The sequence below is a fragment of the Sphingomonas sp. R86521 genome (assembly GCF_042466235.1).
Taxonomy (GTDB): Bacteria; Pseudomonadota; Alphaproteobacteria; order Sphingomonadales; family Sphingomonadaceae; genus Sphingomonas.
Map to the genome: position 1 here is coordinate 2402825 of NZ_JAXHBY010000001.1, position 13435 is coordinate 2416259.

Annotated in this window: 8 protein-coding genes; 3 read left to right on the top strand and 5 right to left on the bottom strand. The window is 67.7% G+C overall.

Going from position 1 to position 13435, the window contains the following annotated elements; genetic code table 11:
* The first annotated feature begins 60 nt into the window (after positions 1–60).
* On the top strand, positions 61–855 hold the full coding sequence (locus SJY20_RS11160) for a DUF2189 domain-containing protein (RefSeq protein ID WP_380787001.1): 795 nt from the start codon (positions 61–63) through the stop codon (positions 853–855).
* Here the strand turns inward: SJY20_RS11160 and SJY20_RS11165 are convergent.
* The 3 genes from SJY20_RS11165 to SJY20_RS11175 are packed head-to-tail and all read right to left on the bottom strand — an operon-like array spanning position 852 to position 5748.
* Complete coding sequence (locus SJY20_RS11165; protein ID WP_380788665.1) at positions 852–2123, bottom strand: MFS transporter; 1272 nt, start codon at positions 2121–2123, stop codon at positions 852–854. The two genes, SJY20_RS11160 and SJY20_RS11165, sit on opposite strands and share 4 nt — an antisense overlap.
* A gap of 38 nt (positions 2124–2161) precedes the next feature.
* Positions 2162–3373 carry a D-mannonate dehydratase ManD gene (gene manD / locus SJY20_RS11170; RefSeq protein ID WP_380787002.1) on the bottom strand — a complete coding sequence of 404 codons (1212 nt, stop codon included), beginning with the start codon at positions 3371–3373 and terminating at the stop codon, positions 2162–2164.
* Positions 3373–5748 (bottom strand): glycoside hydrolase family 3 N-terminal domain-containing protein, encoded by a 2376-nt coding sequence (locus SJY20_RS11175; RefSeq protein ID WP_380788667.1) that lies wholly within the window; start codon positions 5746–5748, stop codon positions 3373–3375. The genes manD and SJY20_RS11175 overlap by 1 nt, the downstream gene beginning before the upstream one ends.
* Before the next feature lie 135 nt (positions 5749–5883).
* Here SJY20_RS11175 and SJY20_RS11180 point away from each other — a divergent pair, with 135 nt between their 5' ends.
* The gene (locus tag SJY20_RS11180; protein WP_380787003.1) at positions 5884–7980 is read left to right on the top strand and encodes an alpha-glucuronidase family glycosyl hydrolase; all 2097 of its coding nucleotides are present in this window, start codon (positions 5884–5886) and stop codon (positions 7978–7980) included.
* A 20-nt stretch (positions 7981–8000) separates the two neighbouring features.
* Positions 8001–10115, top strand: coding sequence for a GDSL-type esterase/lipase family protein (locus SJY20_RS11185; protein WP_380787004.1), 2115 nt, complete (start codon positions 8001–8003; stop codon positions 10113–10115).
* Between the two features lie 67 nt (positions 10116–10182).
* Here the strand turns inward: SJY20_RS11185 and SJY20_RS11190 are convergent, their stop codons facing one another.
* Positions 10183–11604, bottom strand: coding sequence for a sugar porter family MFS transporter (locus tag SJY20_RS11190; RefSeq protein ID WP_380787005.1), 1422 nt, complete (start codon positions 11602–11604; stop codon positions 10183–10185).
* 52 nt (positions 11605–11656) lie between these two features.
* Positions 11657–13435 (bottom strand): IlvD/Edd family dehydratase, encoded by a 1779-nt coding sequence (locus SJY20_RS11195; protein ID WP_380787006.1) that lies wholly within the window; start codon positions 13433–13435, stop codon positions 11657–11659.

The window sequence follows — 13435 nt, forward strand, 5'->3', positions numbered from 1 at the left end:
AAGGCGTATGATGAATCGACTCGGCAAGGAACTGACTACGATCCCATAGGAGAGCAGGTCATGGCTACGCTTCCGGACACGTCGTTTCCACTCGCGCCCGATATCCCCGAAATCCGGCGGATCACGACGAGCGATCTCAACTGGGCGCTGGCGGAGGGGTGGAAGGACTTTCTCGAGAAGCGCGGCGACTTGATCGTGATCGGCCTGCTCTATCCGGTCATCTGCCTGATCGCCGCCGTGGTCACGTTCAACGATCCGCTGCTGCCGTTGTTCTTCCCGCTGGTCGCCGGACTCTCGATCCTCGGCCCCGCGGCCGCATCGGGCTTCTACGAACTCGCCCGCCGCCGCGAAGAGGGGCGGGATGCTGGCTGGCTGCATTTCTTCGATCCCTTGAACGGCCGCAGCCGCGTGCCGCTGGCGTTGCTCACCGCCGGGCTCGCGGTGCTGATGATCGGCTGGCTGATCGCCGCTTATGCAGTCTACGACGCGACGTTCGGCGCCTCGGCCCCGCTGCACATCGGCGACGTGTTCGGCCGGTTGTTCACCACCGAGCAGGGCTGGACGCTGATCATCCTTGGCAACCTCGCCGGCGCACCGTTCGCGATCGCGACGCTCGTATTCGCCTTGGTGTCGTTCCCGATGGTAGTCGACCAGCCGGTCGATGCCGGTCTGGCGATCCGCACCTCGCTTGCGGCGGCGCGGAAGAACCCGCGCGAAGTGTTCGGGTGGGGCGTGCGCGTCGCCGCCCTCCTGCTGCTCGGCCTGATCCCGCTGGCGATCGGACTCGCAGTCGTGCTGCCCTGGCTCGGCTATGCGACCTGGCATCTCTACACCCGGCTGGTGGTCAGGCCCTAGCCCGCGATCCGGACCTTTGCGTAGCGCGGGTTGAGCAGATGGGTCACGAGCAGCGCGACCAGATAGGCAAGCCCGCAGGCGATGAAGAAAGGCTCATAGCTGCCGACCCGGTCGAGCAGCAGGCCGAGCGACTTCGACGCGATGAACCCGCCCGCGGCGCCCGCGAACCCGCCTAGCCCGATTAGCGTCCCCTGCGCATAGCGCGGGAACAGGTCGCCGGGCAGCGCGAACAGGTTGGTCGAGAACCCCTGATGCGCCGCGCACGCCAGCCCGATAAAGCCGACCGCGATCCAGATGTCGCTCGCCTGCGCCGCGAACATCACCGGCAGCGCGAACAGCGCGCACACGAACATCGCCCGCTTGCGCGCCCGCCCGGTCGCGACCCCGCGCTTCAGCAGGTGCGACGAATACCATCCCCCCGCCACCGCGCCGATATCCGCCAGCATGTAGATCGCGACCAGCGGCGGCCCGAAATTCTTGAGGTCGTAGCCGTAGCGAGTGTGGAAGAAGTCGGGCAGCCAGAACAGGAAGGTCCACCACACCGGATCGATCAGGAACCGTCCTGCCATGTACGCCCAGGTCTCGCGGTGGCGCAGCACGCGGGCGAAGCCGGCACGGCCGACATCCTCCTGCGGCTCGACGTCGATATAGGCGCGCTCCTCCGCGGTGATGCGGGCGTGATCGCCGGGCTTGCGGTAATAGCGCCACCACGCCACCAGCCAGATCAGGTTGAACGCGCCCGTCACCAGGAACGCCCAGCGCCAGTCGAGCAGCAACCCCGCGACCAGGAACGAGACCAGCAACGGCGTGACGATCGCGCCGACATTGGCGCCAGCGTTGAAGATCCCGATCGCCAGCGCGCGTTCCCTTTTCGGGAACCACTGCGACGCCGCCGCCAGCGCGGACGGATAGGTTCCCGCCTCGCCCAGCGCCAGCGGGATGCGCGCGATCGCGAACCCGGTGGTCGTCGTCGCCAGCACCTGCGCGAAATGGCCGATCGTCCAGATCCCCATCGCCAGCATATAGCCGAGCCGTGGCCCGATCCGGTCAATCAGCCAGCCAAACGCCAGGAACCCCAGGCCGTAGCAGACCTGGAAATACCCGGTGACATCGCCGTACCCGGAATTGGTCCAGCCATAGAGCGCGGTCAGCTGCGGCTTCAGCACCCCCAGCACCAGCCGGTCGATATACGACAGCACGACCGCGGCGAACAGCAACCCGCATATCACCCAGCGGACGCGACCACGCGGCTTGGCGATCGCCTCAATCGCGGCTTCTCCCCCGGCGTGGACGGCGTCGTTGGCGTTCACCAGCTGAACAACGTGCCGTCTTCGAGCCGGTTAACCGGCAGGAAGGCGCGCTTATATTCATACCCCTTGGCGAGTTCCTCGTCGATATCGACGCCCAGCCCCGGCGCGTCGCCCGGATGCATCATGCCGTCTTCGAAGGTGTAGGCATGCGGGAAGACCGCGTCGGTTTCCGCAGTATGCGGCATGTGCTCCTGGATGCCGAAGTTCGGAACCGACAGGCCGAAATGCAGCGCGGCTGCCATGCATACCGGCGACAGGTCGGTCGCGCCGTGGCAACCGGTCCGGACCTGATGAAGATCGGCGAGCCCCGCGATCCGGCGCAGATGCGTCAGGCCGCCCGCATGGACGATGGTCGCACGGATGTAATCGATCGATTGGTTCTGGATCAGGTCCTTGGCGTCCCAGATCGAATTGAACACCTCGCCCACCGCGATCGGCGTGGTCGTATGCTGGCGGATCAGGCGGAACGCATCCTGGTTCTCGGCGGGGGTCGGATCCTCCATCCAGAACAAGCGGTACGGCTCCAGGTCCTTGCCGAGCCGCCCCGCCTCGATCGGCGTCAGCCGGTGGTGGACGTCATGCAGCAGGTGCACATCCCAGCCGAGCGCCTCGCGCGCCGCCTTGAACAGTTCGGGGACGACCCGCAGATATTTTTCGGTCGACCACACGCTCTCGCTCGGCAGGTCGCCATCGGCCGGCTCATAGCGCTTGCCGTGTTTCGCCACGCCGTAGGTCGAGGCAAGCCCCGGCACACCGCATTGCAGCCGGATCGCCTTGTAGCCCTTGGCCTGTTCGGCCAGTGCCACCGCGATCGTGTCCGCGATCGTCGTGCCGTTCGCATGCGCATAGACCATGCACGCCTCGCGGCTGGCCCCGCCGAGCAGCTGGTACACCGGCAGGCCCGCGATCTTGCCCTTGATATCCCACAGCGCGGTGTCGACCGCGGCGATCGCCGACATCGTCACCGGACCGCGCCGCCAATACGCGCCCTTGTAGAGATACTGCCAGATATCCTCGATCCGGTGCGCATCGCGACCGATCAGGCAGGGCACGACATGGTCGGCCAGGTAGCTCGCAACGCTCAGTTCGCGGCCGTTCAGCGTGGCGTCGCCGACCCCGGTGGTGCCGTCGTCGCATTCGATCTTCAGGGTGACGAAGTTGCGCCCCGGGCAGGTGACGATGACGCGGGCATTGACGATCTTCGGCATCAGGCGATCTCCAGCATCGCGGTCTTGAGGTTGGCGGAATCAGGCCCGGCCATGATGTGGAACTGACCCGACTCGACCACCTCGCGCATGTCGATGTCCCACAAAGCGAACGCATCCGGCCCCAGCGTGAAGCGCACCGTCCGCCGCTCGCCCGCCGCCAACGTGACGCGCTCGAACCCCTTCAGCTCCAGCACCGGCCGCGCCACCGACGCGACCAAGTCGTGGACGTAGAGCTGCACCACCTCGTCCCCGGTCCGCGCGCCGATATTGGCGACATCCACCTCGACAGTGACCGAGCCCGCACGACCGATCGTCGCAGCGGACAGCCGCGGCGTGCCGATCTCGAACTTGGTGTAGCTGAGCCCATGCCCGAACGGGAACAACGGCGTCACCTCGGAGAACAGATACCCGCGCTGCGTCGATGGCTTGCGGTTGTAATAGAACGGCACCTGCCCGACTTCGCGGACCACCGTGACCGGCAACTTTGCCCCCGGATTGATCCGCCCGAACAGCGCCTCCGCCATCGCGGTGCCGCCTTCCTGCCCCGGATACCAGCACTCCAGGATCGCGTTGGCGTGCGCCACGACGTTAGGCCAGCTCGGCGGACGGCCGTTGATCGCGGCGACGACGATCGGCTTGCCGAGCGCCTTCAACGCATCGAACAGCGCGTTCTGCTCGCCCAGCAGGTCCAGCGTGGTGCGGTCACCGAGATGGTTCCTGGCGAATCCCTCGCGGCTGGTCTGCTCGGTATCGCCAATCGCGAGGATGATCGTGTCGGCACCGCGCGCCGCCTCGACCGCCTCGGCGATCAGCGTCCGGTTGCGCGCTGGATCACCCAGCAACACTTCGTCCGCCGACCGATCCTCGCTCTGGGTGATGAATACCCCCTGCGCATGGACGATTTCCGCCGCACTGCCGACCAGCGCCCGCACACCCTCCAGCAACGACACCGTCTGCCGCGGCGGTGCCGAATAGCCGCCAAGTCGCGCGACCGCCGCATTGGGGCCGATCACCGCGATCTTGCCCTTGGCGGTCAGCGGCAAAATGCCGTCGTTGGTCAGCAGGCACATCGATTTTCGCGCCGCGTCCAGCGCCAGCGCGCGCGCCTCGGCATTGCCCGTCAGCCGCTCGGCAACCCGCGCGTCGACCATCGGCTGTTCGAACAGCCCAGCGTGGAATTTCAGCGCCAGGATCCGGGCGCAGGCCGCATCGACCGCTGCCACGGGTACCGTCCCGGCGCGAACCTGCGCCGGCAGCGTGCGATACGCGATGCCATCGGGCAACGCGCTGTCGACGCCTGCGGTTAGCGCCATCCGCGCCGCCTCGCTCCGGTCGCGCGCGACATGGTGGATCGTCTCTAGCTCCTCGATCGCGCCGTAATCGCTGACGACCGCGCCCTTGAACCCCCATTCCCCCCGCAGCACGCCCCCCAGCAGCCAGTGATTGGCGTGGCTCGGCACGCCGTCGATCTCGTTGTACGACGGCATCACCGCGCCGATCCCGGTCCGCGTCACCACCGCGCGGAACGGCGGGAAGAAGCTTTCGCGCAGTTCGCGTTCTCCGATCGGCGCAGGCCCGATATTGTTACCCGCCTGTGGCTGGCCGTGCCCGGTCATGTGCTTCAGCGTCGCGAACACTTTCCCCGGCTGCAGCGTCCCGCTGTCGCCCTGCAGCCCCTCGACCGCGGCGACACCCATCTCGCCGCACAGATAGGGGTCCTCGCCAAACGTCTCCTCGATCCGGCCCCAGCGCGGATCGCGCGCGATGTCGACGACCGGCGACAGCGCCAGGTGGCTGCCATGCGCGCGCACCTCGCGACCGATCACCGCCTGCCCCCGCCGCATCAGTTCGCGGTCGAACGTCCCCGCCATCCCGATCGCCTGCGGAAACATCGTCGCGTCCGGCGCCATATAGCCGTGCAGCGACTCCTCGTGGAAGATCACCGGGATGCCCAGCCGGGTCTGGTCGCGCGCCCAGCGCTGCACCGCGTTGACGAACGCGATCGTCGATGCCGTACCGCGGAACCGTGCACCGGTCCCGCCGGCGACCGCCGCAACGGATGGTCCGCCACGCAGGTCCGATGGCCGTGTCACCTGGCCGAAGCTCGCCGGATAGGCCGCGCTCGCCTTGGCCGGATCGAACTCGGTGCCCCCGGTGCGCATGACATCCGCCTTGGTACCCCATAGCGATATCGTCTGCGCGACCTTCTCCTCCAGCGTCATCCGCGCCATCAGGTCGCGGACCCGCAGGTCGACCGGCGCAGCAGGATCGCGGTAGATTTCGCGCGGCGTTGCGGCGTGGACGACGCCGGGGGTCAGGGCTGCGACCGACGCCGTGCCAAGCCAGCGCAGCAGGCCGCGCCGCGTCGTCGCGATACGATCGTGTGAAATACCCGGCACCCAATTCTCCAATCGTAGCGCGGCATTGCTGTCGATGCCGTCGTCGTGATAGCGATACCATGTTGGACAAAGGGTCGCGATGTCAATGCGAACCCATGGGAGACGATGATGATGCGGGCATTGGTTCGGCTATGGCTGGCGGCGATGATGCTGGTCCTGTCGCCCACGATCGCGCAGGCCGAGGACGGCTATGATCTGTGGATGCGATACCGCTCGGTCGGCACCAACCTTGGCTTCGTCACAATTGACGCCCGTGGCACCACCCCGACACTGACCGTGGCCGCCGCCGAACTGCGCCGCGGTATCGCCGGCCTGTCCGCCCCCGCTGGGGTAGCGCAGACCGCGACTCCCGCCATCGTGCTCGTCACCGCCGCAGACCGCGACGTCACCGCGCTGCATCTGCCGACCGCGCCGCTGGGCGACGAGGGCTATCTGATCCGCAGCGTCACGCTGAAGGGCCGCCCAGTTACGCTGGTGACCGCCAACAGCGATCGCGGTGTGCTGTACGGCAGCTTCGCGCTGCTGCGCCATCTCCAGACCGGCGGCAGTCTCGATCGCGTCGATCTGTCCTCGACGCCCCGCATAAAACTGCGCGTGCTGAACCATTGGGACAATCTCGATGGCGTGGTCGAGCGTGGCTATGCCGGCCAGTCGCTCTGGGACTGGTGGACCCTCCCCGATTTTCACGACCCGCGCTACACCGATTACGCGCGCGCCAACGCCTCGATCGGCATCAACGGCACCGTCCTCAACAACGTCAACGCCAAGGCCGACAGCCTGACCGCGCCGTACATCGCGAAGGCGGCCGCACTCGCCGACGTGTTCCGGCCGTACGGGATCAAGGTCTATCTGTCCGCGCGCTTCTCCGCACCGATCGAGCTGGGCGGATTGAAGACCGCCGACCCGCTCGACCCCGCCGTCGCGGCGTGGTGGAAGGCCAAGTCCGACGAAATCTACCGCGCGATCCCTGACTTCGGCGGCTTCCTCGTCAAGGCCAACAGCGAGGGCCAGCCCGGCCCGCGCGACTATCACCGCAGCCATGCCGATGGCGCCAACATGCTGGCCGCCGCGGTCCGACCGCACGGCGGCATCGTGATGTGGCGCGCATTCGTCTACGCCGAGACTGATCCCGAAGACCGCGCGAAACAGGCCTATACCGAGTTCAAGCCGCTCGACGGCAAGTTCGCATCGAACGTCATCGTCCAGGTCAAAAACGGCGCGATCGACTTCCAGCCGCGCGAACCGTTCCATCCGCTGTTCGGCGCGATGCCGAAGACGCCGCTGATGATCGAATTCCAGATCACCAAGGAATATCTCGGCTTCGCGACGCACCTCGCCTATCTCGGCCCGCTGTTCGCCGAGACGCTGGAATCGGACACGATGGCGAAAGGGCCAGGATCGACCGTCGCTAAACAGCTGTCGGGGATGGCGGGCGTCGCCAACATCGGCCGCGACCGCGACTGGGCGGGCTCCACCTTCAACCAGGCGAACTGGTACGCGTTCGGGCGGATGGCGTGGGACCCGACGCTCGATCCCGACGCGGTCGCGCGCGAATGGGCGGCAATGACGTTCTCGCCCGCACTGGTCGCCCCCGTCGTCGCGATGATGAGCGGCTCGCGCGAAGCGGTCGTTGACTACATGACCCCCCTCGGCCTCGCACACGTCATGGCGACCGGCCATCACTACGGCCCCGGCCCCTGGGTCGCCGACCTGAAGCGCCCCGAATGGAACCCGGTCTATTATCACAAGGCCGACAAGGCCGGCATCGGCTTCGACCGCACCGTGACGGGCAGCAACGCGATCGCGCAATACGCCCCGCCGGTCGCACGCCGCCTGACCGACCCCGCTACGACGCCCGAGCGCGAGCTGTTGTGGTTCCATCACGTCCCCTGGACCCGACCGATGGCATCGGGCCGAACGTTGTGGGCCGAGCTCGTCCATCATTACGATTCCGGCATCGGCTACGTCGCCGGGATGCGCCGCCAATGGGACGCACTCCGCCCGCAGGTCGATGCCGAGCGCTGGCAGAAGACCGCGACCTACCTCGCGGTGCAGGAGCGCGAGGCGAGCTGGTGGCGCGATGCGAGCCTCGCCTACTGGATGTCGATCAACGGCCTGTCGCTACCGACCGGGGCGGCACCCCCCGCCCACGACCTCGCCTGGTACGAAGCGCAACGCTTTCCCCACGCACCCGGCAACCCGCAATGACGCAGCACAAGGGCACACACATGATCAAATGGCTCCCGACCGCTCTGGCCGTCTCCGCCCTCACGGTAGCAGGCGCCGACGCGCGCGAAACAAGGCGCGCGCCGCACTGGATCGGCAGCTGGGGATCGTCGCAGATGGTGGTCGAGGGCGACAACGCGCTGCCCGCCGACCGCGCCGCGGCGATCACGCTGCGGCAGGTCGTGCGGCTGTCGGCGGGCGGCGAGCAGGTCCGGGTGCGCCTGTCTAACGCGTTCGGCACGCGTCCGCTTGCGATCGGCGCCGGCCATGTCGCGCATGCCATCGCGCTGGGTACGCCTAAAATCGACCGCGGGGTCAGCCTGACCTTTGCAGGGCGGCCCGGCGCGGTGATCCCGGCCGGTGCGGAGATCTATTCGGACCCCGTCGCGCTGACCGCCGCCCCCGGCTCCGATCTCGCAATCACCTTGTACCTGCCCGACGCCGCCGCCCCGCAGACCGGCCATCCCGGATCGCGCGCGACCAGCTTCACGCTGGCGGGCGATCATGTCGCCGACCCAGACCTGACCGGCGCAGCGACGACCACGCACTGGTACGCGCTCGCCGATGTCGAGGTCGCCGGCAGCGCTAACGCCGGCACCATCGTCACGATCGGCGACTCGATCACCGATGGCTACGGGGTCAAGCCCGAGCGCAACACGCGCTGGCCCGACATCCTCGCCGCGCGCCTCCGCGCCACCACCGCCACGCGCGCGATCGGTGTCGTCAACGCCGGGATCGGCGGCAATCGCATGCTGCTCGACGGGCTCGGCCCCAACCTCGTCGCGCGGTTCGACCGCGACGTGATCGCGCGCAGCGGCGTGCGCTGGGCGATCATGCTCGAAGGCGTCAACGATCTGGGCGTCCTCACCCGCGAGGCGCCCGCCACGCCAGCCCAACATGCCGCCATCGTCGCGCAGGTCACCGCCGGCTACGCGCAGGTCGTCGCCCGCGCGCACGCGCACGGCATCAAGGTGATCGGCGGCACCGTGATGCCGTTCGGCGGTAACACCTATTACCACCCCGGCGCCGAGACCGAAGCCGACCGCCAAGCGATCAACGCGTTCATCCGCGGATCGGGCGTGTTCGACGCCGTGATCGATTTCGACCGCCTCATGCGCGACCCCGCCCACCCAGACCGACTGCCGCCCGCCTATGATTCCGGCGACCACCTCCATCCATCGGAGGCAGGCTACAGCGTGATGGGCAACGCGATACCGCTGTCGCTGTTCGGGGGAGCAGCACAGCCGGTCTTCGGGGCATCAGCCCCGGTGCCGGTCGTACCCCGGGCAGATTCACGCCCAGCGATCGCCTTCACCTTCGACGACATCCCCGCCCACGGCCCGCTCACGCCCGGCCAGACCCGCGTCGACGTGATCCACGGCATCACCGCCGCACTCGCCGCCGCGAAGGCACCGGCATTCGGCTTCTTCAACGCCGGCTTCGGGCTCGACACGCCGGACGATTCCGCGCGCGCGATCGCCGCCTGGCGCGCCGCCGGGCTGCCGCTCGGCAACCACAGCTACTCGCACGGCAATCTCGATACCGTCGGCGCCACCGCCTTCGCCGCCGATGTCGCCCGCAACGAAGCCCCGCTCGCCGTCGCGGCGAAGGGCACCGACTGGCACTGGTTCCGCTATCCCTTCCTGTCGGAGGGCAGCACACCCCTAGTGCGCGACGCGGAACGCGCGTCGTTGAAGGCGGCCGGCTACCGCGTCGCGGCCGTCACGATGAGCTTCGACGACTTCAAATGGAACGCGCCCTACGCCGCGTGCGCGGCCAAGCGCGACACCGTGGCAATCACGCAACTCGAGACCAGCTTCCTCGCTGACGCCCGCAGCGCGGCTCTCGCATCACGTGCCCGCGCCAAGGCGCAGCTTGGCCGCGACGTCCCCTATATCCTGCTGATGCACGTCGGATCGTTCGACGCACACATGATGCCCCGGCTGCTCGATCTATACCGCTCGATGGGCTTCCGCTTCGTGACGCTGCAGCAAGCCGAGGCCGATCCCTATTACGCCGCCGCGATCGACCTCGCGCAGCCCGGCCCGACGCCGTCGCTGGCCGGGCCACCCGCCGTCTCCGCACGCAACGGCCCCGCCCCCGTCTCCTGCGGCTGAGTGCAAAAAAAAGGGGCGCCGCGGATGATCCGCTGCCCCCTTTTCGTAGGCGACAGGCGGCCGGCGATCAGCCAGCCATGTCCTCCAGCTCACGACCCGCGGTCTCGTTGACGAGCGCCTTCACGAAGAAGAACGACAGCAACGCGAAGAACGCATAGCCCGCATAGGTGACCGCCAGACCCGGCGACACCGCCAGCGCCGGGAAGCTGACCGAGATCGCCGCGTTGGCGATCCACTGCGCGAACCCGGCGACCGCAAGCCCCGATCCGCGGATCTGGTTCGGGAACATCTCGCCCAGCATCACCCACATCACCGGGCCCCAGCTGGCGTTGAAGAAGATCACGTACAGATTGGCCGAGACCAGCGCGATCAGGCCGTTATGCCCGGGCAGCGACACCGCGCCATCCACACCCGTCACCGCGGTCGAGAACGCATAGGCGACGACCGCCAGCGTTACCGCCATGCCGGCCGAACCGACCAGCAGCAGCGGCTTCCGGCCGATCTTGTCGACGGTCGCGATCGTGAACAGGCACGCCGCGATCGACAGCACGCCCGACAGGATGTTGATCTGCAGCGCGTTGTCCTCGGTGAAGCCGACCGCTTCCCACAACACCGCGCCGTAATAGAACACGACGTTGATGCCGACGAGCTGCTGGAACACGGCCAGGCCGATGCCCGCCCACAGGATCGGGCGAATCTTGCCGGTGGTCTTGTCGACCAGATCGCTCAGCTTGGGCTTGTGGTGATCGGCGGCCAACGAGTTGCGGATCTCGACGACTTTGCGATCGGCCTCGGCACCGCCGAACAGCTTCGTCAGCACCGTGCGCGCCTCTTCGTCGCGACCCTTCGCGACCAGGAAGCGCGGGCTCTCCGGGATCGTCAGCAGCGCGAGGAAGTAGATCGCCGCGGGAATCGCCTGCAGCCAGAACATCCAGCGCCAGGCCGCATAGCCCAGCCAGAAATCGGCCGTCGAACCACCGGCGTACCGCGCCAGCGCGAAGTTCGCGACGAATGCACCGGTGAGCCCCGAGATGATCATCACCTGCTGCACGCTCGACAGTCGCCCGCGGATCGATGCCGGGGTGACTTCGGAGATATAGACCGGCGAGATCACGCTCGCCGCGCCGACGCCGAGCCCGCCGATGATGCGCGCGAAGATGAAGATCGCCGAGCCCGTCGCCGCACCCGCCAGCAATGCGCTGAACAGGAACAGCCCCGCCGCGATCATCATCACGTTGCGGCGCCCGATCGCGTCGGCCAGTCGCCCGGCGGTGAAAGCACCCACGGCCGAGCCGACCAGGATGGCGCCGACGTTGACGCCGATGCCGAGCCGCCCGAGCCCGAATGCGGCCTCCAGCCCTTTCTGCGTGCCGTTGATCACGCCCGAATCATAGCCGAACATGAAGCCGCCGATCGTCGCCACCACGACGATCGCCGCGATGAAGCCGTGGTTTACCGACCCGCCCCCAGTTGTGCGTGTATCCGTCATCGTCCCTCTCCCCTGCCGTTATATCGGCCTATTGGTGCGTTACTGTAGAAACCTAGTGATTGTGTCGCGGAGTCTTAGCCGCAATCCCGCGATACTTCACCGCGAAATCCAGCACCGCGCCATCGGACAGCTGCCCGGTCTTTTCGCGGTACAGTTCTTCCCACGGCGTGTTGCTCGCCGGAATCGGCGGTGGCGGACCATCGCGTCGCCGCGCGATCTCGTCCGCGTCGACCAGCGCGTCGCAGCGGCCGGCCTTCAGGTCGATGCGGATCACGTCGCCGGTGCGCAACCACGACAAGCCGCCGCCGACCGCGCTCTCGGGGCTGGCGTTCAGGATCGACGGGCTGTCCGACGTTCCCGACTGCCGCCCGTCGCCCAAAGTCGGCAACGTCATGATGCCGCGCTGGATCAGATGATCGGGCGGCTGCATGTTGACGACCTCGGCCGAACCCGGCCAGCCGATCGGCCCGGCGCCGCGGATCACCAGGATACAGCCCTCGTCGATATCGAGCGCGGGATCGTTGATTCGGTGGTGGTAGTCGTCCGATCCCTCGAACACGATCGCCCGCGCCTCGAACACGTCCTCGGCGCCAGGGTGCTGCAGATACCGGTCGCGGAACGCCGGCGAGATCACGCTGGTCTTCATGATCGCGACGTCGAACAGATTGCCCGACAGCACCAGGAACCCGGCCTGCTCTTTCAGCGGCGTATCGAACGCGCGGATCACCTCGCGGTCGGTGGCGACGCGCCCGGTGATGTTCTCGGCAAGCGTGTGCCCCGTCACCGTCAGGCAATCGCCATCGAGCTTGCCCGCGCCCAGCAGTTCGCTCAGCACGGCGGGCACGCCGCCCGCGCGGTGGAACCGTTCGCCCAGAAACCGCCCCGCTGGCTGCACATCGACCAGCAGCGGCAGGTCGTAACCGATCTCGGACCAGTCCGCCGCGGTGATCTCGATGCCGGCATGCTTCGCCATCGCGTGGATATGCGGCTGCGCGTTCGACGACCCGCCGATCGCGGTGACGACGCGGATCGCGTTGAGGAAGCTTTCGCGGGTCAGGATATTCGAGGGGCGCAAATCCTCATACGCCATGTCGACGATGCGGCGCCCGGTCTCGTACGCGAACTGCCCGCGCTCGCGGTACGGTGCGGGAATGGCCGCGCAGCCGGGCAGCGACAGGCCCAGCGTCTCGGCGACTGCGTTCATCGTCGATGCGGTGCCCATCGTGTTGCAGTGCCCGGCCGACGGCGCGCTGTCGGTCGCGCGCTGCAGGAATTCCTCCTCGTCGATCTCGCCCGCCGCCAGCTTCCGCCGCGAGCGCCAGATCACGGTACCCGATCCGACCAGCTCGCCGTCATGCCAGCCGTCGAGCATCGGCCCGCCCGACAGCACGATCGCGGGAATATCGACCGTTGATGCCGCCATGATCCCGGACGGCGTCGTCTTGTCGCACCCGGTGGTCAATACGACCGCGTCGATCGGATAGCCGTACAGCGTCTCGACCAGCCCCAGATACGCCAGGTTGCGATCGAGCGCCGCGGTCGGCCGGCGGCAATTCTCGAAGATCGGATGAACCGGAAACTCCATCGGGATCCCGCCCGCATCGCGGATCCCGTCGCGCACCCGCCGGGCGAGATCGATATGGATGCGGTTGCAGGGGGATAGGTCGCTGCCGGTCTGCGCGATGCCGATGATCGGCCGTCCCGATCGCAGCTCGGCCGGAGTCAGCCCGTAATTCATGAACCGTTCGAGGTAGAGCGCGGTCATGTCGGACCGCGACGGATCGGCGAACCAGTCGCGGGAACGGAAGGGGCGAACCGGTTGACGCTGCAC

What these genes read in the sequence shown, in the direction of transcription:
- SJY20_RS11180 (WP_380787003.1), top strand. Translation starts at nt 5,884, where the DNA reads ATGCGGGCATTGGTTCGGCTATGGCTGGCGGCGATGATGCTGGTCCTG.
- manD (WP_380787002.1), bottom strand. Translation starts at nt 3,373, where the DNA reads ATGCCGAAGATCGTCAATGCCCGCGTCATCGTCACCTGCCCGGGGCGC.
- SJY20_RS11160 (WP_380787001.1), top strand. Translation starts at nt 61, where the DNA reads ATGGCTACGCTTCCGGACACGTCGTTTCCACTCGCGCCCGATATCCCC.
- SJY20_RS11190 (WP_380787005.1), bottom strand. Translation starts at nt 11,604, where the DNA reads ATGACGGATACACGCACAACTGGGGGCGGGTCGGTAAACCACGGCTTC.
- SJY20_RS11185 (WP_380787004.1), top strand. Translation starts at nt 8,001, where the DNA reads ATGATCAAATGGCTCCCGACCGCTCTGGCCGTCTCCGCCCTCACGGTA.